Origin of the sequence: Onishia taeanensis (assembly GCF_900100755.1) — a bacterium.
Lineage (GTDB): Bacteria > Pseudomonadota > Gammaproteobacteria > Pseudomonadales > Halomonadaceae > Onishia > Onishia taeanensis.
Genome location: NZ_FNCI01000003.1, coordinates 279,004 through 300,040, shown reverse-complemented (window position 1 = coordinate 300,040; position 21,037 = coordinate 279,004). Strand labels below are relative to the sequence as shown.

General features: G+C 61.6%; 20 protein-coding genes. 9 read left to right on the top strand and 11 right to left on the bottom strand.

Features of this window, described 5'->3' with window-relative positions:
* The first annotated feature begins 9 nt into the window (after positions 1–9).
* The 4 genes from gcvT (at position 10) to BLR71_RS05990 (ending at position 6,266) form a co-directional block, all read left to right on the top strand.
* The gene (gene gcvT / locus BLR71_RS06005) at positions 10–1,122 is read left to right on the top strand and encodes a glycine cleavage system aminomethyltransferase GcvT (RefSeq protein ID WP_092524110.1); all 1,113 of its coding nucleotides are present in this window, start codon (positions 10–12) and stop codon (positions 1,120–1,122) included.
* A 299-nt stretch (positions 1,123–1,421) separates the two neighbouring features.
* On the top strand, positions 1,422–2,402 hold the full coding sequence (locus tag BLR71_RS06000; protein ID WP_092524108.1) for an HlyD family secretion protein: 981 nt from the start codon (positions 1,422–1,424) through the stop codon (positions 2,400–2,402).
* Positions 2,402–5,140 (top strand): ribosome-associated ATPase/putative transporter RbbA, encoded by a 2,739-nt coding sequence (gene rbbA, locus BLR71_RS05995; protein WP_092524106.1) that lies wholly within the window; start codon positions 2,402–2,404, stop codon positions 5,138–5,140. The genes BLR71_RS06000 and rbbA overlap by 1 nt, the downstream gene beginning before the upstream one ends.
* A gap of 1 nt (position 5,141) precedes the next feature.
* Positions 5,142–6,266: an ABC transporter permease gene (locus tag BLR71_RS05990; RefSeq protein ID WP_092524104.1), complete on the top strand. Its 1,125-nt coding sequence runs from the start codon at positions 5,142–5,144 to the stop codon at positions 6,264–6,266.
* Between the two features lie 17 nt (positions 6,267–6,283).
* Here BLR71_RS05990 and BLR71_RS05985 read toward each other — a convergent pair whose 3' ends face one another.
* From BLR71_RS05985 to BLR71_RS05960, 6 genes are all read right to left on the bottom strand, one after another.
* A complete protein-coding gene (locus BLR71_RS05985; RefSeq protein WP_245696358.1) occupies positions 6,284–6,907 on the bottom strand; it encodes an alpha-ketoglutarate-dependent dioxygenase AlkB family protein in 624 nt (207 codons plus the stop codon).
* A 39-nt stretch (positions 6,908–6,946) separates the two neighbouring features.
* On the bottom strand, positions 6,947–7,498 hold the full coding sequence (locus BLR71_RS05980) for a phosphatase PAP2 family protein (RefSeq protein ID WP_092524102.1): 552 nt from the start codon (positions 7,496–7,498) through the stop codon (positions 6,947–6,949).
* Complete coding sequence (locus BLR71_RS05975; RefSeq protein WP_092524100.1) at positions 7,470–8,624, bottom strand: glycosyltransferase family 4 protein; 1,155 nt, start codon at positions 8,622–8,624, stop codon at positions 7,470–7,472. Before BLR71_RS05975 ends, BLR71_RS05980 begins: the two co-directional genes overlap by 29 nt.
* A gap of 159 nt (positions 8,625–8,783) precedes the next feature.
* Positions 8,784–9,653, bottom strand: a complete 870-nt coding sequence (locus tag BLR71_RS05970; RefSeq protein WP_245696357.1) for a M23 family metallopeptidase — start codon at positions 9,651–9,653, stop codon at positions 8,784–8,786.
* Positions 9,650–10,522 (bottom strand): acyltransferase, encoded by an 873-nt coding sequence (locus tag BLR71_RS05965; protein ID WP_092524096.1) that lies wholly within the window; start codon positions 10,520–10,522, stop codon positions 9,650–9,652. The genes BLR71_RS05970 and BLR71_RS05965 overlap by 4 nt, the downstream gene beginning before the upstream one ends.
* A 130-nt stretch (positions 10,523–10,652) precedes the next feature.
* Positions 10,653–11,552 (bottom strand): LysR family transcriptional regulator, encoded by a 900-nt coding sequence (locus BLR71_RS05960; protein WP_092524094.1) that lies wholly within the window; start codon positions 11,550–11,552, stop codon positions 10,653–10,655.
* A 143-nt stretch (positions 11,553–11,695) separates the two neighbouring features.
* On the opposite strand from BLR71_RS05960, the gene BLR71_RS05955 reads away from it, so the two are divergent.
* The 3 genes from BLR71_RS05955 (at position 11,696) to BLR71_RS05945 (ending at position 14,951) form a co-directional block, all read left to right on the top strand.
* Positions 11,696–12,397 (top strand): CoA transferase subunit A, encoded by a 702-nt coding sequence (locus tag BLR71_RS05955; protein WP_092524091.1) that lies wholly within the window; start codon positions 11,696–11,698, stop codon positions 12,395–12,397.
* A 74-nt stretch (positions 12,398–12,471) separates the two neighbouring features.
* On the top strand, positions 12,472–13,134 hold the full coding sequence (locus BLR71_RS05950; protein WP_092524089.1) for a CoA transferase subunit B: 663 nt from the start codon (positions 12,472–12,474) through the stop codon (positions 13,132–13,134).
* Between the two features lie 470 nt (positions 13,135–13,604).
* A complete protein-coding gene (locus BLR71_RS05945; RefSeq protein ID WP_092524455.1) occupies positions 13,605–14,951 on the top strand; it encodes an MFS transporter in 1,347 nt (448 codons plus the stop codon).
* A gap of 70 nt (positions 14,952–15,021) precedes the next feature.
* Here BLR71_RS05945 and trxA read toward each other — a convergent pair whose 3' ends face one another.
* Together trxA and BLR71_RS05935 are read right to left on the bottom strand one after the other, a co-directional pair.
* Positions 15,022–15,345, bottom strand: coding sequence for a thioredoxin (gene trxA / locus BLR71_RS05940; protein WP_092524087.1), 324 nt, complete (start codon positions 15,343–15,345; stop codon positions 15,022–15,024).
* A 113-nt stretch (positions 15,346–15,458) separates the two neighbouring features.
* Positions 15,459–16,640: an MFS transporter gene (locus BLR71_RS05935; RefSeq protein ID WP_092524085.1), complete on the bottom strand. Its 1,182-nt coding sequence runs from the start codon at positions 16,638–16,640 to the stop codon at positions 15,459–15,461.
* A gap of 157 nt (positions 16,641–16,797) precedes the next feature.
* Between BLR71_RS05935 and BLR71_RS05930 the strand changes: the two genes are divergently transcribed.
* Positions 16,798–17,691, top strand: a complete 894-nt coding sequence (locus tag BLR71_RS05930) for a LysR family transcriptional regulator (protein ID WP_092524083.1) — start codon at positions 16,798–16,800, stop codon at positions 17,689–17,691.
* A gap of 47 nt (positions 17,692–17,738) precedes the next feature.
* On the opposite strand, the gene BLR71_RS05925 is transcribed toward BLR71_RS05930, so the two are convergent.
* The 3 genes from BLR71_RS05925 to BLR71_RS05915 form a co-directional block, all read right to left on the bottom strand.
* Complete coding sequence (locus BLR71_RS05925) at positions 17,739–18,506, bottom strand: VOC family protein (RefSeq protein ID WP_092524081.1); 768 nt, start codon at positions 18,504–18,506, stop codon at positions 17,739–17,741.
* 207 nt (positions 18,507–18,713) lie between these two features.
* Complete coding sequence (locus tag BLR71_RS05920) at positions 18,714–18,989, bottom strand: GrxA family glutaredoxin (protein ID WP_092524079.1); 276 nt, start codon at positions 18,987–18,989, stop codon at positions 18,714–18,716.
* A gap of 162 nt (positions 18,990–19,151) precedes the next feature.
* The gene (locus BLR71_RS05915; RefSeq protein ID WP_092524077.1) at positions 19,152–19,973 is read right to left on the bottom strand and encodes an inositol monophosphatase family protein; all 822 of its coding nucleotides are present in this window, start codon (positions 19,971–19,973) and stop codon (positions 19,152–19,154) included.
* Between the two features lie 266 nt (positions 19,974–20,239).
* Here BLR71_RS05915 and BLR71_RS05910 point away from each other — a divergent pair, with 266 nt between their 5' ends.
* Positions 20,240–21,016, top strand: coding sequence for a 3-hydroxybutyrate dehydrogenase (locus BLR71_RS05910; protein ID WP_092524075.1), 777 nt, complete (start codon positions 20,240–20,242; stop codon positions 21,014–21,016).
* The last annotated feature ends 21 nt before the right edge of the window (positions 21,017–21,037 follow it).

The following is a 21,037-nucleotide window of genomic DNA, read 5'->3' as shown; positions in this document are numbered from 1 at the left end:
ACCTAGCCGATGAACGAACTACACAAGACACCGCTTCATGACCTTCACGTGGAACTCGGTGGCAAGATGGTGCCCTTCGCGGGCTATTCCATGCCGGTGCAGTTTCCGCTAGGGGTCAAGAAGGAGCACGAGCATACCCGCGCTGCCTGTGGCCTCTTCGATGTATCTCACATGGGACAGGTGCTGCTGACGGGAAGCGAACCGGCCAAGGCGCTGGAAACCCTGGTGCCGGCCGATATTCTGGGCCTGCCCGAGGGCATGCAGCGTTATGCCCTGTTCACCAACAATGACGGCGGTATTCTCGATGACCTGATGGTGGTGAATGCGGGCGATCATCTGTATCTGGTCGTCAATGCCGCCTGCAAGGAACAGGACATTGCGCACCTGCGCACCGGCCTCGGTGGCGATCACCAGGTCGAGGTGCTGGATCGCGGCTTGCTGGCCCTGCAGGGGCCGAAGGCCGCCAGCGTGATGCAGCGGCTATGTCCGGCGGCTTGCGACATGGTCTTCATGCAGCATGGGCGTTTCGATATCGACGGCATTCCGGTCTGGATCAGTCGTGCCGGCTACACCGGCGAAGATGGCTTCGAGATTTCGGTACCGGCCGATCAGAGCGAGGCGCTTGCTCGTCTGCTGTTGGATCAGGAAGAGGTCGAGCCCATTGGCTTGGGCGCGCGGGACTCGCTGCGCCTGGAAGCGGGGCTGTGCCTCTACGGTCACGATATCGACACTACCACCACTCCAGTGGAAGGTGGGCTGATCTGGGCTATCAGCAAGCCGCGTCGTCGCGGCGGCGAGCGTGCCGGCGGTTTCCCCGGTGCCGACCTGGTGCTGCATCAGGTCGAAGCCAAGGACCATAAGCGCAAGCGGGTCGGCCTGTTGGGAGAGGGGCGTGCGCCGGTGCGTGAAGGTGCCGAGCTTTATGATGCCGAAGATCGCAAGGTCGGCGTGGTGACCTCCGGAGGCTTCGGTCCCAGCGTTGGTAAGCCCGTTGCCATGGGCTATGTCAGCATCGACCAGACGGCCATCGACACTCAAGTGTTCGCCGATGTTCGCGGTAAGCGCCTGCCGATGACCGTGACCAAGATGCCGTTCGTGACGCCGGGGTACTATCGAGGCTGAATGGCCAAGCTGCTATGCCGGTAATGGGGATCACTCCGTGAACCGCTAGATATACCGTTATCTTGATCGACGGCAAGACGAAACCGCTTCCCTTGGGAGGCGGTTTTTTTGGTTATGTAGGCATGATCAACATCAAGATGGGTGCCGACGGGATAGGGTATCGTTAGCCGGGTATACGTGAATCTATCTATCAACGTTGGCCATGGATCTATCTGGATAGACCTGCCTGGATAGACCTGCCTAGATAGGCTTATCTGGATAAACCTGCCTAGATAGAGTTACTGGCCCGAGGATTCGTCATGAAGCGACTGCAAACGGCACTCATCGTTCTTGTCTGTGCCGCTGCTGCTGTCGGCGGTGGCTATTTTTGGTGGCATCAGCAGCAGGATGGCCTGGCGGAAGGTTTTGCCCTGGCCAACGGGCGGCTCGAGGCGACACGCATCGATGTGGCGCTGAAATTCAGCGGTCGGGTCGCTGAGGTGATGGTCACCGAAGGGCAACGGGTAAAGGCGGGAGATGTGATCGTGCGCATCGATGCCACCGAACTCGAGGCACAGGTGCGCGCGGCTGAGGCCGCTACTCGTCAGGCCGAGCAGGCGTTGGCCCAGGCCGAGGCCCTGTCGATTCAGCGCATGAGCGAATTGGCGCTCGCCGGTTCCGAGTTGGGGCGGACCCAGACGCTTGCGGCGCGTGGCTATGCTTCGCAGGAATTGCTTGACCAGCGGCGCTCGCAGAAAACCACTGCCGAGGCGGCGCTCAATACCGCACGCGCCCAGGTTTCCGCCGCGAAGGCCTCGATCGAGGCCTCACAGGCGCATGTCGCGGCACTCAATGCCAATCTCGCTGATTATACGCTGGTCGCGCCGAGAGCCGGTCGCGTGCAGTATCGCTTGGCGGAACCTGGCGAGATTCTGGCAGCAGGCGGCAAGGTCGTCACCTTGCTCGATTTGACGGATGTCTATATGGACGTCTACCTGCCCACTGACGAGGCTGGTCGACTGCGCTACGGCAGTGAAGCACGGTTGATCCTTGATGCCGCTCCTCAATATGTGATCCCGGCCGCCGTTGATTTCGTGGCCTCGGAAGCCCAGTTCACCCCCAAATACGTCGAAACCAAGAGCGAGCGCGAAAAGCTGATGTTCCGCGTCAAGCTTCAGATTCCCGCCGATATCTTGAGTCGCTATCAGGATGTGGTGAAAACCGGCGTGCCAGGCGTGGCCTATGTGCGTGTGGCGCCTGACGCCCAGTGGCCCGACGCCCTGGCGGTGAACCTGCCCTAATGACCAACTTCAGCGAAGCGGTTGCGACCTTTGACGGGGTGAGTCATTGCTATAAAGCGACTCTCGCCCTCGATAACGTTTCTTTGATGATTCCCGCTGCCAGCATGGTAGGAGTGATCGGGCCGGACGGGGTTGGCAAGTCCACCCTGCTTGGCCTGATGGCGGGAGTGCGCCGTCAACAGCTCGGCCAAGTCACGGCCCTTGGCGGCGACATGAATGACGCCAAGCATCGCGCCGCCACCTATGCCCGCATCGCCTATATGCCCCAGGGCTTGGGACGTAATCTCTATCAGACCCTATCGGTGCGTGAGAACGTCGATTTCTTCGGGCGTCTCTATGGCCAGTCGGCCGCCGAACGGGCTGCGCGCATCAGCGCGCTGCTCAAGAGCACCGGGCTAGAGGCCTTTGCCGATAGGCCGGCAGGCAAGCTCTCCGGTGGCATGAAGCAGAAACTCGCCCTGTGCTGCGCGCTCATACACGACCCGGACCTGTTGATCCTCGATGAGCCCACCACCGGCGTCGATCCGCTATCTCGCCAGCAGTTCTGGCAGTTGATCGAACGGATTCGGCAACGCCGCCCGGCGATGAGCGTGATCACCGCTACCGCCTATATGTCGGAGGCGGAAGGCTTCGATCATTTAATCGCCATGAATGCCGGGCGTGTGCTGGCCGAGGGAGCGCCTGCGGCCTTGAAGTCACACACCGCGACCGAGTCCCTGGAGGCGGCCTTCATCGCGCTATTGCCGGAAAAGGAGCGCCAGGGCCATCGGCGCGTGTCGCTTCCGCCCCGCGAGATTCAGGCCGGGCCGCCGGCCATCGAGGCGGAAGGGCTGACCATGCGTTTCGGCGACTTTACCGCCGTCGACCATGTCAGTTTTTGCATCGAAGCGGGTGAGATCTTCGGTTTTCTCGGCTCGAACGGCTGCGGCAAGACCACCACCATGAAGATGCTCACCGGGCTTTTGACTGCCAGCGAAGGCAGTGCCCGGCTGATGGGCAAGCCGCTCGATACCGATGCCATGGCCACGCGGCGTCGCGTGGGCTATATGTCGCAGTCCTTCTCGCTTTACGCCGAACTCTCGGTGCGGCGCAACCTGACGCTGCATGCCGACCTGTTCCAGCTGCCCAAGGCGCATCGAGGGCCCCGGGTCGAGGAGCTGATCGAACGTTTCGCTCTGGGCGCCGTTGCAGAGTCGACGCCTGAGAGCCTGCCGCTGGGGGTGCGCCAGCGTCTTCAGCTTGCCGTGGCGGTACTGCATGCTCCCGAGCTGCTGATCCTCGATGAGCCAACGTCTGGCGTCGATCCGGTGGCGCGCGACGCCTTCTGGGCGCTGCTGATCGAGCTGTCGCGTAAGGATGGGGTGACGATCTTCATCTCCACCCACTTCATGAACGAAGCCGAGCGCTGTGACCGTATCTCCCTGATGCATGCCGGCAAAGTGCTGGCCCAGGGCGAGCCTGACGAGCTGCGTCGTCAGCGTGATGCACGAACCCTCGAAGATGCCTTCATCAGTTACCTACAGGAAGCCGGCGCCGAAGAGGCGCCAGGGCCGGTGTCGTTAGACATCGGTACGGAGGGGGCGGATAGCCGACCCGATCACCGCTCCAGCTGGTTTTCACTCTCGCGAACCTGGGCCTTCGCCAGGCGCGAGGCGATGGAGATCCTGCGCGACCCGATCCGTCTGGTCTTCGCGTTGTTCGGTCCCATCGTGCTGATGGTGGCAATGGGCTACGGCATCACCTTCGATGTCGAGAACCTGTCCTACGCGGCACTCGACCAGGATCAGTCGCGGGAAAGCCGCATGTTTCTCGAGGCCATGCGCAGTTCACGATACTTCGACGAGCAGCCGCCACTCGCCGATTTCGATGAGCTGGACCGGCGCATGAAGGCCGGTGACATCTCCCTTGCAGTGGTGATTCCACCCGACTACGGCCGTGACCTGCTGCCGGTAAGCGTCCCGCAAATCGGTGCCTGGCTCGATGGCTCGAACACCACTCGCGCGGAGACCGGGCGTGGCTATGTGCAAGGCGTGCTTGCCACGCACCTTGCCGATCTCGGCCTGCGCGAAGGGCAGGATGTCGTGCCTGCCTACCCGGCGAGCGTCGAGCCCCGGCTGCGCTACAATCAGGCCTTTGTTTCCCAGCACGCCATCCCGCCCGGTGTGTTGATGATGCTGCTGATCATGATTCCCGCTATGCTCACCGCACTCAGCGTGGTACGCGAGAAGGAAATGGGCTCGATCCTCAATCTCTATGCGGCGCCGGTGCACAAGATCGAGTTCCTGCTGGGCAAGCAGTTGCCCTATATCGCCGTTGCCATGGTCAGTTTCGTAAGCCTCGTGGTGCTGATGATAGCGCTGTTCGGGCTTGGCATGCCGGGTAGCCTTCCCGCGCTGGTTAGCGGCGCGCTGTTGTTCACTACTGCCGCCACCGCCTTTGGCCTGGTCGTCTCGACCTTCGTTCGGTCTCAGATCGCGGCAATTTTCGCCACAGCGATCATCGTGATGATTCCGACGGTCAATTTCTCCGGGATGATGTATCCGGTGTCGACGCTAGAGGGCGGGGCGGCATTCATCGGCAAGGCCTTCCCGGCATTGTATTTTCAGCACATCAGCGCTGGCGTCTTCAACAAGGGACTCGACCTGCGGGTGCTGTATCCGAATCACCTGATTCTGGCTGGCTTCTGCGCATTGTTCTGGATACTTGCCAGTGCCTTGCTGCGCAAGCAGGAGCGCTGAGATGCGTTGGGTCAGCAATATCTACCGGTTGGGCATCAAGGAGATCTATAGCCTCTTGCGCGACCCCGTGCTGATGGGGCTGATTCTCTATACCTTCACCTTTGCCATCTATACCGTCGCCAATGGGGTGAAGACCGAGCTCCATAATGCCTCGATCGCCATCGTCGACGAGGATCGCTCGGTGCTGTCCTCACAGCTCGTTGCCGCCTTTCTGCCGCCGTACTTCAAAGCGCCGGAGCTGATTGAACTATCCGAGGTCGATCCGGGCATGGACAAGGGGCGCTATACCTTCGTATTGGATATTCCGCCACGCTTCGAAGCGGACGTACTGGCAGGGCGATATCCCGCGATCCAGCTGAATGTCGATGCCACGGCGATGGCGATCGCCGGCAATGGCACCCACTACATCACCAGCATCCTCAATGGGGAGCTGCTCCAGTACGTTAGCCGCTCGAGCGCAGACGCCGCGCTGCCGGTCGATCTGCGGGTGCGCGCCAAATTCAATCCCAATCTCGATTCGACCTGGTTCATGGCGGTGATGCAGATCATCAACAACCTGACCATCCTGGCGATCGTGCTGGGCGGGGCCGCGGTGATTCGAGAGCGTGAGCATGGCACCCTCGAACACCTGCTGGTGATGCCGGTGACGGTCAGCGAGATCATGGTCGCCAAGATCTGGGCCAACGGCCTGGTGATCGTCATTGCGGCGGTTCTCTCGCTACAGATCGTGGTGCAGGGCCTGCTGGGCATTCCCATCACCGGTTCGGTGTTGCTCTTTGCGCTGGGTGCCGCCGTCTACCTGTTTGCCGTGACCGCCATGGGGATCACGCTCGCCACTGTAGCGACGACCATGCCGCAGTTCGGTTTGCTGTCGATTCCGGTGTTCGTGGTGATGAACTTGCTGTCAGGGGGTATCACACCGCTTGAAAGCATGCCGCCCGCATTGCAGCAGGCGGTGCAGGTCCTGCCTTCGACCCATTTCATTCAATTTGCCCAGGCAGTGCTGTATCGCGGTGCAGGGATCGGCATCGTCTGGCCGCAGCTACTGGCAACGGCGGTGATCGGTATGGCTTTCCTGGCGTTTGCGTTGGTGCGCTTTAGGGCGACCCTGGCGGCGGTGCGCTAGCCCGCACTGGCTTGGCGCTAGCGTGGATAGACGCGACGAAAGGTCAGGCTGATACGCATGCCGGGCAGCTTGCGTGGCAGTAGGGCATGTTGAAGCTGGCGCTGGGTGCCGGGACCCATGACCAGCAGACTGTCATGGGGTAGCCAGACATTGAAGGCCGCCCCGCGGCGGTCCTGCCAGCGAAAGCGCAGCGGTCGTTCGGCACCGAGGCTGACCGCGGCGATCAGCGGGTCCTCGCCAAGCTCCGCTTCGTCATCGCTATGCCAGCCCATGCGATCTTCGCCATCGGCGTAGCGATTGAGCAGCACGCTGTTGAAACTGACCCTTTGGCCGCTGGCTTCCAGGGAGCGCTCGACGGCGACCTTGATCTCCTCGACCGCTGGATGCCAGGGCGCAGGCGTAAAGGATTCGCCGGAATAGCGGTAGGCGGCGTCCGGGTCGCCCATCCATATCTGGCGGCGAGGAATGAGGTGTTGGCGACCGTAAAGGGTCAGGGTAGGGCGCTGCCAGTGCAGTTGCTGATCCAACTGCCGTTGCAGTTCGTTGGCCCGCTCGAGGCCAAATAGACCAAGACCCAGCCACATCGGCGGTGAGTCGAGGAGGGTCTGCCAGCAAGGCGGGCCGATGCGTTCGTCATTCATTGCTCCAGCTTGCCAGTTCCTGCAGCCCCTGTCGCGGGGTCAGGCCGTCAGGGGCAAGAGCTCTATGCTAGCCAGGGCAAACATCACGCCGATCAGTCCGCCACCGATCACATCGCTGATGTAGTGAAGCCCCAGCCCGACTCGGGATACGGCGATCACGCCGGCAAGGGGCGCCACGATCAACAGCAGCCATGGCGTAGTGGTGGCCGTCAGCACCGTGAACATTACCGCATGCATGGTGTGGCCGCTGGGGAAGCTATAGCGGTCTCTGGGAGGTTCGGTGCAGGGGATGCACTCGAAGGTAATGGAGGGGCGTTCGCGACACAGGCGCGTCTTCAAAAGCCGATACACCAGCAGTGCGGCGATGGCGGTCAGGCTGAACTGCACCATGCGCTGCCAACCGAGGCTCGGGTCCAGCAAGGGTTGCGCCAGTATCAGTAAGACCCAGGCGGGCCAGTCGCCTGCCTTGCTGGCGAGTCGCAGCGTCGCCAGCGGCAGCAGTCGTGTATTGCTGGCCAGCGCGAAGCGATGGCACAGCCGCCACTCGAGCAGGTCGAGGCGCTCAAAGACGATAGGCGTGCGAGGCGTCATCTGGAGTCTCCTGTAGTGAAAGCAGGATGCGCAGGAAGTCGTCGGCGATCCGATCCCAGCCGTTGGATGCCACGCGCTGCCTGGCCTGGCGTCCCAGCTGGCCGTAACTGGCCGGGTGCTGGCAAAGCGAGACCGCATGGTCGATGAAGCCCTTTTGATCTCCTACCTTTGCCGTCAGGCCCTGCCGGCCAGACGTGATCAGTTCACTGGCGGCGGCATGATCGAAGGCCACCACGCCAAGGCTGCTGGCCATGGCCTCGGCGACGACGTTGCCATAGGTTTCCGAGCAGGATGGGAATATGAAGATGTCGGCGCTGGCGTAATGTCTGGCCAGGGACTCACGATTGATGAAGCCGGTAAAAACCGCTTCGGGCAGCCGCTGTTGCAGGCTTTCTCTCAGGGGGCCATCCCCGACGATGACCGTGACCAGGTCCGGTTGAACCTCCTGCATCGCCTGCACGCTCTCCACCAGCAGATCCAGGTTTTTCTCACTTGCCAGCCGCCCCACGTGCAGGGCAACGGGTTGATTCTCACCGACGCCCCAGGTCCGGCGAAGCTCGGGGTCGCGTTTTTCCGGCGAGAAGTGGTTGGCATCGATGCCGCGGCTCATGACCTGGACGTTGTCGAAGCCCTGAGCGCTCAGCGCCCGCACCTGAGTGGCGGTAGGCACCAGGGTCGCTCCGGTACGGTTGTGAAAGTGCCGCAGTACTGCCGTCACGGGCCTTTTCAGCCAGGCGAAGCCGTAGTCGCCGGCGTAATGATCGAAGTTAGTATGAAAACCGCTGGCGACTGGCAGCCCCATGCGCCGAGCCTGACGCAGCGCCGACCAGCCCAAGGGGCCCTCGGTGGCGATATACACCGCATCCGGGCGGCTGTCGCGCCATAAGCGTGCCAAGGCACGCCCGGCGGGAAGGCCTAACTTGACGGCTTTATATCCGGGAAGGTGAAACCCGCTTACCTGTAGTTCGTCCTCTATCCCTTCGGCACGGCGCCCGTTGTCAGGCCTGGGGCGCACCAGCTGTAGGGTGATGTTGCGAGCATCGAGTTCGCGACTCAAATGGCCCAGGGTATGGGCTACGCCGTTGATATCCGGCGACCAGGTTTCGCTGACGAAGCAGATGCGCATAAGGTTCGTGTGTCCCGTTCATGAGTCGTGATCTCAGGATCACGGTGGCGCATGACAGGACAGGGACGAATTGGTGAAGTCTGGATGACACGCGGCGCCATGTCTGGGCAAGAGGCCTTGGTCCATGTGTGCCAAGAGCTCTCGCCTCGTTGCCCTGACTTAGCGAAGTACCCGCCGGGGGTCGATGGGCTTGCCTCCACTGCGCATGTCGAAGAGCAGTTCATTGCCGCGATCGCCAGAGCCTGTTCGACACACCGTGTCGCCGCGGCTGACGCGCTTGCCAACCTCTACCGAAAGAGACTGGCATAGCGCATAGACACTCTGCAGGTTACCGGCGTGGTGCACGATCACCACGCGCCCTAGCTGGCGCATGCTCCCGGCAAAACGCACCTCGCCGTCGGCCACGGCCAGCGCCTTATCGGAGCTGCCACTGGTCAGCAGCATCGGCTGCAGGGTGCCGCGTGCGTCCTTGCCGTACTCCCGTGCCACCCGGTGTGGCTCTAGCGGCCAGGGCCAGCTACCGGCCGAGGAGGGCAGCGGTGTGCTGGGAGCAGGGCTAGGCCTTGATGATGCGCTCGAGGACGAGCTCGAGGATCGGGAGGCGACACCCGATGAGGCGCCGCTGCCACTGAGCGGCACCTTGATCAGTTGGCCGACACGCAGTGACGAGGCGGATGTGCCCGGGTTGCCGGCGCTCAAGCGGCTAACGCGGGTGCCAAAATGTCGCGCAATGGCTGAATAGGTGTCTCCGGGGCGCACCTGGTAGCGGTAAGGGCCCCCATAGGGAGCCCGTTCCTGATGGGTCGGTATCAGCAAGCGCTGGCCGATGGCCAGGGAGCGGGCTCGAACGCCTGGGTTAAAGCGCTGCAAACGCTCAAGGGGTACACCGGCCTGCTTGGCCAATTCGCCCAGGGTGTCGCCGCGCTTGATGCTGATCCAGTTGCCGGGGGTAACCGACTGGTTCCAGCCGCCATGACTCGCACACCCGGTCAACAGCAGGGCGATCATGAGCAGAACGGCGAGGTTCAAGCGCTGGCGTCGAGAATACGGTCCTTGTCCTGCCACAGCTCGTTGATCCATGTCTGGAAGCGTTCCTTGTAATCCGGGTCCTGATGGTAGTCGCCGCCCGGCATCCAGGCCGGGACATCGAGTCTCTTTACGCTGACCCGAATGGTGCCCTCGCGTCCGCAGAGAAAACGCCAGAAGGTCGGCTGAGGGCGTGCATAGACGATAGTGGCGTCGAGAATGCCGCTGAGACGATGCCCCAGCAAGCCAACTACCTGGGCGGTGCCGCCGGCCTTGGGGCGCAGGAGGTGGCGGTAGGGGCTTTGCTGGGCCGCCCGTTTGGCCGGCGTGAACCGGGTGCCTTCGACGAAGTTGTAAATCGCGGTGGGCATGTCCTGGGCGCGCTCGCACATCTGCTTGGTGGCCTCGCGGTCCCGGCGGGCCAGTTTGGGGTTCTTCTCCATGGCTTCACGGGAGTAGCGGCGCATGAAGGGAAACTCCAGGGCCCACCAGGCGAGGCCGATGATCGGAATCCAGATCAGCTGGTGTTTGATGAAGAAGCGCGGGATGGGGATGCGCCGATGCAGCGCCATCTGCAGCATGAAGATGTCGGTCCAGCTCTGGTGGTTGGCCACCACCAGCCACCAGCGGTTGGGGCTCAGCCCCTCCGGGGTGTCGATATGCAGGTCCGGCTTGAGCCAGTGGCGCATCCACCACAAGTTGAAGCCGATCCACTGTTGGGCGATGGCGTTCAGCACCTTCAGGATCTGGCGGCGCAGTGGGCGTCCAGGTGTCACGACTTTGAGCAGGATCAGGGTGAGCAGCGGTATTGACCAGATCAAGGTATTGATCACCAGCAGCAGCAGACTGACGAGCCCCTTTAGGGTCGACATGCGTTCTCCTTCAACGACTTGGCGCAGTGGGCCAATGCTACTGCAAGTCCCGGGGGCTGCCCAGCGGCAGGATCAACGCCGAGGCTGATCTTTTACGTCGTCGCTGGGTCGATGTCTGACCAACAGGGCGCTAGGCGTCTGGGGCGGGGGCCGCCACGGTCGTCTGCAGCACCTCGGCCAGGGCCTGGGCGGCGACCGATAGCTTACGATCCTGATGGGATAGGAGCCCCACGTCGTGAACGATCAGCGGATCATCGAGCGGCACACAGCATGCGCCCAGGGCCTGCATTTGAGGCGCACAAAGCGAGGGCACGGCACTGACGCCAAGGCCACTGGCGACCATGCGTCCGACCGTCGCCAGTTGATGGCTTTCGAAGGCAACCGTCAGGGCAATGCCACGGGAGGCCAACGCCTGTTCCAGCAGGCGGCGTACCATGGAAGGGCGCTGCAGGGCGATCAGGTCCTCGCCGAGCAAGGCCGGCCAGGAAAGCGCTGTGTCACTGGCAAGCCGAGAGGTGGGAGGCACCACGGCGACGAAACGGTCGGTGAACAGTGGGGTGAAGGCCAGATCGTCCGTCGCCTCGGGCGCAAAGGCGATGCCCAGCTCGACCCGTTCGCGACGCACCATTTCAATGACCTCTTCGTTAATGACGTCGTGAACGGTTACATTGATGCGGGGGAAGCGCTGGCGAAACGCCATCAGCGCATCGGGGAGCAAGTTGCTGGCGAAGGAAGGCATGGCGGCGATGGCGACACGGCCCAGCTCCAGGGTGAAATGCTGGCGCAGGCGCTCTTCGGTATTGTCCCAATCGGCAATCAGGCGTTTGGCCAGCGGGACCAGGGCTTCGCCTTCGGGCGTCAGGCTGACGCGACGGGTGCTGCGAATCAGCAGTGCTCCACCCAGGCTATCCTCCAGTCCCTTGATGGTGAGGCTCAGCGCGGGCTGGGAGAGGTGCAGATGATCACAGGCCCGGGTAAAGCTCAGGGTCTGGGCCACGGCAAGAAAGGCGCGAAGTTGTTTGACGGTCATGAGGTCATCCGTGAACGGGTATGTTGGACTTATTGGCGAATGATATTAATCAATAAATAAAACAAACTTAACAAATAGATCGTCTTGCTACGACACTGGCAATGACTCGACAACAATCACACTTCAACTATCGAGGCAGCGATATGGCCGGATTCGACAAACGTGTGGGTTCCTACGAAGAAGCGATGGAAGGGCTCGAGGACGGCATGACCGTCATCGCGGGTGGCTTCGGTCTCTGCGGGATTCCCGAGAATCTGATCGGCGAGATCAAGCGCCGCGGCGTCAAGGACCTGACCATCTATTCCAATAACTGCGGTGTCGATGGCTTCGGCCTCGGGCTGCTGCTGGAAGACCGTCAGATTAGCCGCATCTATGCGTCCTACGTGGGTGAAAACGCCCTCTTCGAGCAGCAGATGCTGAATGAGGAAATCGAGGTCGTGTTGACGCCGCAGGGCACCTTGGCCGAGAAGATGCGCGCCGGTGGCGCGGGCATCCCGGCGTTCTATACCGCGACTAGCTATGGCACCCCGATCGGCGAGGGTAAGGAAGTTCGCGAGTTCAACGGCCGTCATTACATCCTCGAGGAATCGGTGGTCGGCGACTTCGCCATCGTCAAAGGCTGGAAGGCCGACCGCTACGGCAACGTCATCTATCGCGACACGGCGCAGAACTTCAATCCCATGGCGGCGACCGCGGGCAAGATCACGGTGGTTGAAGTCGAGGAAATCGTCGAGCCGGGTGAGCTCAAGCCCGACCAGATCCATACGCCGGGTATCTATGTGGATCGCGTCATCAAGGGCAGCTTCGAGAAGCGCATCGAGAAGCGCACCGTGCGTGAAGGCTGAGTCACGCCTAATCACGCCGCCGGTGCCTTACCGGCGTTTCTCCACCCCAGATTAGAAAGATAAGAGGCAATATCATGGCATTGACTCGCGAACAGATGGCGCAGCGCGTAGCGCGCGAACTCGAGGACGGTTTCTACGTCAACCTGGGGATCGGTATCCCGACCTTAGTCGCCAACTATGTGCCTGAGGGCATCGATGTAATGCTGCAGTCCGAAAACGGCCTGCTGGGTATGGGACGCTTCCCCACCGAGGAGGAAGTCGACCCGGACATGATCAACGCCGGCAAGCAGACGGTGACGGCCCGTGATGGCGCGGCCATTTTCTCCTCGGCGGAATCTTTCGCGATGATTCGCGGCGGCCATGTCGACCTGACCGTGCTAGGTGCCTTCGAGGTCGACCAGAACGGCAACATTGCCTCCTGGATGATTCCGGGCAAGCTGATCAAGGGCATGGGCGGGGCCATGGACCTGGTGGCGGGCGCTGAAAACATCATCTGCACCATGACTCACGCGTCGAAGCACGGCGAGTCCAAGCTGCTCGAACAGTGCAACCTGCCACTGACCGGCGCGGGCTGCATCAACCGGGTGCTGACCGACTTGGCCTATCTCGAGATCAAGGACGGCGCCTTCCATCTGGTCGAGCGCGCCCCCGGCGTTAGCGTCGAAGAAATCGTCGAGAAGACAGCCGGCAAGTTGGTAGTGCCCGATCATGTGCCGGAAATGACCTTCGAAGCCTGACGAGCCGCGCTTTGGCGCCAGGCCCGAATGAGCCCGGGAACCGAGCATCGGTCCCGGGCTTTTTAGTGCCCTGTCATTGCGTTAGCGGTACCGCCTCGTCACTGGGTGATGAACGGGCTGGGCGTGCTGGCTCTCTTGGGCTGACGGTAGGCTGGTGAAAATCTGATCATGATGACGATAGCGTGTCAGTGGTCTTTCTCGATAGCCGCTCTCCCATGAATCTTCACAGCGTTATCCACAGAATCTGTGCATAAGTCGCGACTGGGCTGGAAAGTCCTCGCGAAGCCGGTAGAATGCGCTCCGTCTTGCCGAGCCTCCCTGATCACAACCTTTCGCGACCCTATGCAGGTCGGCTGCTAGCGATAGGGTCGGTCCTCGAGGCTTGGCTATAGAGCGTCACCGTTGATCGTTGGCGCCACTGCCATTGTCCTGATGCATGATCATTCCGTTACCGTTGGGGAGAGCGTTTGGTGCGTAGTCTGCCGGCAACTTTGCCGATCCTGTTCGTCTGTGAAATAAGCTTCCTGCTGGGGCATGGCTTGATCATGACCCTGCTTGGCGTGCGTATGTCGTTGGAAGGGTTCCCCTCACAGATGGCGGGCTTTCTGATGTCGAGCTTCTCGTTCGGCTTCGTGATCGGCAGCTACTGGCTCGAAAAACGTATCCGCGCCGTGGGGCATATTCGCGTCTTCGCGGCCTGTGCGGCGACGCTGGCCGTCACCGCCATGCTGCATGGCCTCTGGGTCAACCCCTGGGCCTGGCTGGTGTGGCGAGTCTTCGGCGGCGGCGCTACCGCGGGTCTTTTGATGGTGATGGAGTCTTGGGTATCCGGTGAGTCCAGCAACGATAACCGGGGCAAGGTGCTGGGCTGGTATCTGGTCTGCTCGACGCTGTCGCTGGCCGGTGGTCAATGGCTGCTGAATATTGCCGACCCCGCGACCATGGTGCTGTTTTCGGTCGCCGGTATGCTGTTTGCGATGTCGCTGGTGCCGCTGTCGATCCACCGTATTCATGGCCCCAAGGCCGCTCAGGAACTCAAGCCACAGAAGATCAAGGTTCGAGAGCTGTTTCGGCGCGCGCCGGTGGGGCTGGTGGGGGCCTTTACGGCAGGACTTATGGTGCAGGCCTTCTTTGCCATGACGCCTTACTACGGCCAGGAAATTGGTCTTTCGACCGCTCAGACCGCCCAGTTCATGGCCATTACCACTTTGGTGGCGCTCTTCGCCCAGTGGGGCCTTGGCCGCCTTTCCGATCGTATCGACCGCCGTAAGGTGATTCTCGCCATGGCGGCGATCATGGCGGTGTCCGGTGCCTTCATTTCGGTGGCGGCAAAGGTCGATTACCTGATGCTGCTGCTAGTGGCCAGTTTCCATACCGCCATGCTGCACACGCTCTATTCCTTGAGCCTTGCGCACACCAATGACTGGCTCGAGCCCGAAGAGATCGTGGCGGCCAACGGCAAGCTGATGATGGCCTATGGCGTTGGCTCGATCGTGGGGCCCTTCGGCGCTTCGCTGGTGATGCAGTTGATTGGCCCCGATGGGCTGTGGTTCTTCCTCGGGGCAGTGGCGCTGACGCTGGCTGGCTTCATTAGCTTACGGCTCTTTATTCGCCGTGGCGCTATCAAAGAGGTCGAGCAGGAGCCCTTCGTGGCGATGCCGGTGCTGGAAACCCAGCATTATATGAATGAACTCGATCCACGCCATGACCCTGTGCAGTTCGAGCTGGACCTGCAGGGCGAGTCGCTGTCGGATGAGGATCGCTACCCGCGAGAGCAAGCGGAGTCGGAGCACGAGCCGACCACCACGGCGGCGTGAGAAGGCATCATTAAAACGCCCGGGCCCGCGCAAACGGACCCGGGCGTTCAAAGACGATGATTGACCAGGCTCAGGCGTGGCGGGCAATCATTTCATCGAAGCTCTCTTTCGGCTGCACGCCGGTCAGTGCCTCTACTTTGCCACCAGCCTTGAACAGGGCGATGGTTGGCAGGCCTCGCACGCCGTTCTTGGCGGCAAGATCCGGGGCGTCATCGACGTTGATGGTGACCACCTTCAGCGCGTCGCCGCGTTCTTCGGCGATGGACTCGACGACCGGGTCGAGCATCTTGCAGGGGCCGCACCAGGGGGCCCAGAACTTTACCAGTACCGGTGTGTTGCTCTCGATGACATCCTGCGCGTAGTTGCTGTCGGTAACCGCTGCGAGGTTGGCCATAACTCTCTCCTCATTTGGCATTGCGTCATGAAGGCGCGGTGTCTGCATAATGGTCTCTGACACCCTGGTGGCCACCTTAGCGTCTCAGCGATTTAGTTCGCAAGCTTATTTTTTCATATGCTCGCTGCACTCGTCCGGCCGCGGCGATCCAGCGCGCCGGACAGGCGCGTCAGGCCCAGGGCCAGAATGACGATGCCGGCACCGATCCAGGCGGTATCGGTCAGTGCCATGTCCGCGACGATATGGCCTCCGACCACCGAACCTAGCGCGATACCAATATTGAAGGCAGCGATGTTGAGGCCGGAGGCAACATCGACGGCCTCGGGCACGAAACGTTCGGCCTGCTGCACCACATAGACCTGAAGGCCCGGCACGTTTCCGAAGGCGAAGGCGCCCCAGACCAGCACGGTCAGCACCGCGGCTACCGGATGGGTAGCGGAGAGCGTCAGCACCAGGAGGATAGCGGCCAGTCCTGAAAAGATCAGGGTCAGGGCGCGGATGGGGCCCATACGGTCGGCCAGCTTGCCACCATAGAGGTTGCCAACGGCTACCGAGGCTCCATAGACCAGCATGATCAGGCTGACCGCATTGTCACCGAAGCCGCTGACGTCCTGAAGGATCGGCGCCAGGTAGGTGAAGGCGGTGAAGGTGCCGCCGTAGCCCAGGACGGTGATCAGGTAGACCAGCAGCAGGCGTGGATGGGTGAGTACCTTGAACTGCTGGCCAAGCGTGGCAGGGACGGATTGCTTGAGGTTGCTGGGCACCAGCAGGGCGCTGCCGATCAGGGCCAGGGCGCCGAGCCCCGAGACCACCAGAAAGGTGGCGCGCCAGCCGAAGTTCTGACCGATCCAGGTGCCAAGAGGCACGCCGGTCACCAGCGCGACGGTCAATCCGGTGAACATGAGGGCGATGGCGCTGGCTTCCTTGTCCTTGCTGACTAGGCTGGTGGCAATGGTCGAGCCGATGGAGAAGAAGACGCCATGGGCCAGACCGGTGAGAATGCGGGCCGTGATCAATGATCCGTAACCGGGTGCCTGCCAGGCTAGCAGGTTGCCGGCGATGAATAGGGCCATCAGCCCTAGCAGCACTAGCTTTCGATTCCATCTGCCTGTGAGGGCGGTCAGAACCGGTGCCCCAATGGCGACCCCAGTGGCGTAGAGGCTGACCAGCAGGCCAGCCGAGGGCAATGAAACCCCCAGATCTTGGGCGATGGTGGGCACCAGACCGACGATAACGAATTCGGTGGTGCCGATGGCAAATGCACTGAGCATCAGTGCGTACAATGCGATGGGCATGGCAGAACTCCTTTGATAAGCGTTCGAGGCTTGTGAACGCCGCAGAGTCTGCGCCTGCTGTCTTGTGCGATAAATGGGCGTAAAATCAAAACACTTTTGCGAAAAATGTAATAGTGTGGCGGGTGATATTGAGGCGACGAGGGGGGCGAAAAGAGGCATGCAGAGTCGTACCGAGGATCTTCGCCTGCTGGTAGCGGTGGTCGATAGCGGTGGCTTCAGCGCGGCGGCAAGGCTTGAGGATGTGCCGGTGGCCAAGGTATCGCGCGCCGTCCAGCGCCTGGAGCAACAGCTCGACACCCCCTTGCTCAATCGCACCACGCGCAGCGTTACGCTAACCACCGAAGGGCGCGCTTTCGTCGAGCGTGTGCGGGAAGGCCTCGCCGTGCTGGCGCAGGCGGAGGAGCAGACGCGCTTGAGTCGTGAGCGGCCCAGCGGCCAGCTGCGGGTGGATGCGGCCACTCCCTTCGTTCTTCATCAGCTGGTGCCCCTGATTGGGGCCTTTCGCGAGCAGTATCCGGGGATCGAACTCGAGCTGTCCGCATCGGATGACATCATCAACCTGCTCGAGCAACGCACCGACGTGGCGATTCGCATCGGCAGCCTCGAGGACTCCACGCTTCACTCCAGGATGCTCGGCCGTTCGCCGCTTCACCTCGTCGCCAGCCCTCAGTATCTGGAGCGCCACGGCCTGCCGGCCAGCCCTGCCGCGCTGCTTGATCATCAGCTGCTGGGGTTTCTGAATGCGGGGAATCTCAACGTGTGGCCGGTGGAGGGGCTCGATTCGGCAGGCCCCAACATCAGCCCCAGGCTCACTACGTCGAGTGGTGAAGTTATGCGCCAACTCTGCCTAGCAGGACAGGGCATCGCCTGCCTGTCACGCTTCATGATTCAGGAGGATCTAACGCACGGGCGTCTGGTCAGCCTGCTAGCCGATCGCCTGATCAGCCCCCATCAACGCGAACAGGTCCAGGCGGTGTACTACCGCAATACGGCTCTTTCGTCGCGCATCGGTGCCTTTCTGGATTTCATTACGCCGCGGCTTAGGCTGTAACCCTGTAGTGAAGCGTGGCGAATTCCATCCTTCTGTGGTGCAAGGGGTCAGGCGAGCTGGCAGCGAGTGTGTTGGGGGAGCAGCAGTTCGGCCGAGCGATCATGCTTGCCCGGCAGGCAGGGCTGGATCAGCGCCAGGCCGCCGAGGGTGATGCGATGTTCGTCACCGCCGGCGAAGGCGAGGCGCTGTGAGCAGGTCGGATAGAAGCGGTAGTTGAGTAGCGGCGATACGGGGAAGACACCGTGATGGCGATCGCCGCTGCCGTCCATGCCTGTCTGCCTGAGCTGCTCATCCAGGGTGCTGAGATCACTTCCCAGACGCTCGCAGTCGAATCCGGCGTGATGCAGCCGTGGCCCCATCACGGCAAGCCAGGCTGCTAGAGGGTGAGTCTTCTGCAGCAGACAATAGGTATCCCAGTCCGGCATGGGCCAGGGCCGGCCACGTGCCAGAAGGTTCTGACCTTTTGTATCGTCCTGATGCGCCCTGGCGACCAGTGCCTTGAGAATTTCGCGAGGCTCTCGAGTCAGAGTGCCTAGCTGGAGTTCTCCCAGTACCAGCCATGGGCCTTCATCGGGTGGGGCGAACAGCGAGACCAAAAGGCCGCGATCGGCCATGGCATGAGACTCAACGCAGCGATAGCCAAACTGGTTGAGTGTGGGCAGCAGCTTGGCCGCGGCAAAGGGCCCATGGTTCAGGGTCAGTAAGGCGAGAAATTCGGGTTCGCTACCCACCGGCCACAGCCGAAGACTGCCGATTTCCGGGTGTAGGTGTACATAGTCCAGCCACAGCTGCTGGAGAAATTCTTGGCGTTGCATCGGACGCTCTCTCTCTGACGTCGAGCCTTGGGATCTGCACTGAGTATAGGTGGAGAGCACCACCAGGCTTTCAACGCGCGCGGGACGCAACCAAGCGGGTTCTGGTCGAGGAGATCGTCCTGTGGCTAACACTGTCCTTTGGCCAAGACGCAGACAGCCGCCCGTAGGCGGCTGTCTGGTGGTGCGTGAGCATCAGGATGCAAGGCTTTACTGCTGTGCGCCTTCCGGCATCAGGGCGTTATCGCTCACGTACTGGTTGAACTCTGTGAAGCCGCCGACGTGAGTCTGGTCCACGAAAATCTGCGGTACGGTTTCGACCGGCTTGCCGATGGTCTTCTCCATGTCGGCCTTGCTGATGCCCTCTTCGTGAATGTCGACATAGCGATAGCCGGTGATCGCGCCGGCATCGCTCAGCTTGTCGGCGAGTTCCTTAGCGCGAACGCAGAAGGGGCAACCAGGACGACCGAAGATAACAACAAACATGTAGTGCTCCTTGAGTAATAGAGTTGGAAAAGAGGCGATGAATAATGGGATCAATCCGAATATGGGGGCATTGTTCACCAATGCAGCGGCGGACGCCAATAGAGTCTGGCTACGTCAACTATTACAAGCTGCTATAGCGCCGTTACCGTTACCGCTGCCGTCTTAGCCTGTCTCGTGGCGGTCTTCATCGGCACGCACCAGCAGCTTGGCCAAGTCACCATGGATATCCGGGGCGCTGACTAGCAGGTTTTCTCCGTAAAGATCTTCCGGAATGCTCGACGGGCATTCGTAAAGATGGCCGGTGCGAGCGCCGGCCTCGCGCGCAATCAGAACGCCAGCGGCAAAGTCCCAGGGAGAGACGCTCTCATAGTAGGCATCCAAGCGGCCGCAAGCCACATTGCACAGGTCGAGGGCGGCGGCACCGTTGCGGCGGACATCCTGACAGTACTCGAGTACGGCAGCCAGGCGGCGAATAAGCGGCGGCCGACTGTCCCGGCGATAGGGGAAGCCGGTGGCCACCAGGCTGTTGGTAAGCTGCGATGCGCGACTGACGCGAATACGCTCGCCATTGAGCCAGGCGCCCTGACCGCGCACTGCGGTGAAGGTTTCGCCAAGGAAGGGCGCGTGGACGACGCCGATCTCGACCTGACCGTCCTTGACCCAGGCAATGGACACCGCCACGTGGACCAGGCCGTGAGCAAAGTTGACGGTGCCATCGATGGGGTCCACTACCCAGAGTGCGCCCGACTGCTCAATGGCGCCGCGATCGGGCGAGAGTTCTTCGGTCAGCCGTGCTTCGTTGGGAAAGTGCTCTTCGAGGGCGCGACCGATCAGGGTATCCACGGCGACATCGGTATCCGTCACCAGCTCGTTCCCGGCTTTGTAGCGCTGGGAGAAGTCCTGTGACTGACGGGCGTCGATGATGGCTTGGCCGGCCTGTTGGGCGATATCGATGGCGATCTCGAGGCGTTGGGCAGTCTGCATGGCGGCTCCGCGGCGGTGAGGGGAGGTGCTTGACGTTGAAATCCGCATTCTAGCATCACGTGACGCTCATGGCGTCTCGAGCGGCCTCTTATCCAAGTTCATTTCGTTAACTGCGCTTTCCTGTGTGCTCGCCCGATGTGCCTAGCGCTTTGGTCTGACGCCCCTTGTATGTTGCAGCGCCGCACTGGTGTTTGCCGCAAGCCTCATCGTATGCTGACTCAGGATCTCCGCCGTGCGGAGCGTCATGCCTTTTACAGGAGTTAGCGATGAGTACCACGTCACAGGAGACATCGCCGCGCGTTGCTCTGGTCACCGGGACCACCAGCGGTATTGGGGCAGCAGTGGTCGAGGAATTTTGCCGCCAGGGCCATCAGGTATTGGCGGTGGATTTCAATGCTGATGGTCAGGCAGTGGCCGACGCGGCTGGCGCTGTCTTCTTTCAGGCGGATCTGACGGATGGAGAGGCGTGCCGGGCGGCGGTGGCAGAGGCGCTGCGTCGCTTCGGACGCCTGGATATCCTGGTCAATAATGCCGGGATCCAGCATGTGTCCAGCATTGAAGAATTCCCGGAGGCCAAGTGGCGCCAGATCATCGATCTGATGCTGACGGCTCCCTTCCTGCTGACGCAGGCGGCTTGGCCGTCGATGCGCGAGGGCGGATGGGGGCGGATCATCAATATCGCGTCGGTGCACGCCCAGGTCGCTTCACCCGGCAAAGCCGCCTACATCAGTGCCAAACACGGCATGATTGGCTTGACCAAGACCGCGGCACTGGAGGGGGGCAGTCAGGGCATCACGGCCAACGCTATTTGCCCGGCCTATGTGAAGACCCCGCTGGTCGATAATCAGATTGCCGACCAGGCCAAGCTCCATGACATGGACGAGCAGCAGGTCATCGAGCAGATCATGCTCAAGAATGCCGCGGTCAAGCGCTTGATCGAGCCGGGCGAGGTGGCATCCCTGGTCGCCTATTTGGCGTCGGATCTCGCTGGCGCCGTCACCGGGGCAAGCTGGAACATCGACCTTGGATGGACCGCTCAGTAGCGGTGACGGCGCGGCTTAAAG

Excerpts from the sequence above, each read along its gene's own strand:
- gcvT (WP_092524110.1), top strand. The coding sequence starts at position 10 with ATGAACGAACTACACAAGACACCGCTTCATGACCTTCACGTGGAACTC.
- BLR71_RS06000 (WP_092524108.1), top strand. The coding sequence starts at position 1,422 with ATGAAGCGACTGCAAACGGCACTCATCGTTCTTGTCTGTGCCGCTGCT.
- rbbA (WP_092524106.1), top strand. The coding sequence starts at position 2,402 with ATGACCAACTTCAGCGAAGCGGTTGCGACCTTTGACGGGGTGAGTCAT.
- BLR71_RS05990 (WP_092524104.1), top strand. The coding sequence starts at position 5,142 with ATGCGTTGGGTCAGCAATATCTACCGGTTGGGCATCAAGGAGATCTAT.
- BLR71_RS05985 (WP_245696358.1), bottom strand. The coding sequence starts at position 6,907 with ATGAATGACGAACGCATCGGCCCGCCTTGCTGGCAGACCCTCCTCGAC.
- BLR71_RS05980 (WP_092524102.1), bottom strand. The coding sequence starts at position 7,498 with ATGACGCCTCGCACGCCTATCGTCTTTGAGCGCCTCGACCTGCTCGAG.
- BLR71_RS05975 (WP_092524100.1), bottom strand. The coding sequence starts at position 8,624 with ATGCGCATCTGCTTCGTCAGCGAAACCTGGTCGCCGGATATCAACGGC.
- BLR71_RS05965 (WP_092524096.1), bottom strand. The coding sequence starts at position 10,522 with ATGTCGACCCTAAAGGGGCTCGTCAGTCTGCTGCTGCTGGTGATCAAT.
- BLR71_RS05960 (WP_092524094.1), bottom strand. The coding sequence starts at position 11,552 with ATGACCGTCAAACAACTTCGCGCCTTTCTTGCCGTGGCCCAGACCCTG.
- BLR71_RS05955 (WP_092524091.1), top strand. The coding sequence starts at position 11,696 with ATGGCCGGATTCGACAAACGTGTGGGTTCCTACGAAGAAGCGATGGAA.
- BLR71_RS05950 (WP_092524089.1), top strand. The coding sequence starts at position 12,472 with ATGGCATTGACTCGCGAACAGATGGCGCAGCGCGTAGCGCGCGAACTC.
- trxA (WP_092524087.1), bottom strand. The coding sequence starts at position 15,345 with ATGGCCAACCTCGCAGCGGTTACCGACAGCAACTACGCGCAGGATGTC.
- BLR71_RS05935 (WP_092524085.1), bottom strand. The coding sequence starts at position 16,640 with ATGCCCATCGCATTGTACGCACTGATGCTCAGTGCATTTGCCATCGGC.
- BLR71_RS05930 (WP_092524083.1), top strand. The coding sequence starts at position 16,798 with ATGCAGAGTCGTACCGAGGATCTTCGCCTGCTGGTAGCGGTGGTCGAT.
- BLR71_RS05925 (WP_092524081.1), bottom strand. The coding sequence starts at position 18,506 with ATGCAACGCCAAGAATTTCTCCAGCAGCTGTGGCTGGACTATGTACAC.
- BLR71_RS05920 (WP_092524079.1), bottom strand. The coding sequence starts at position 18,989 with ATGTTTGTTGTTATCTTCGGTCGTCCTGGTTGCCCCTTCTGCGTTCGC.
- BLR71_RS05915 (WP_092524077.1), bottom strand. The coding sequence starts at position 19,973 with ATGCAGACTGCCCAACGCCTCGAGATCGCCATCGATATCGCCCAACAG.
- BLR71_RS05910 (WP_092524075.1), top strand. The coding sequence starts at position 20,240 with ATGAGTACCACGTCACAGGAGACATCGCCGCGCGTTGCTCTGGTCACC.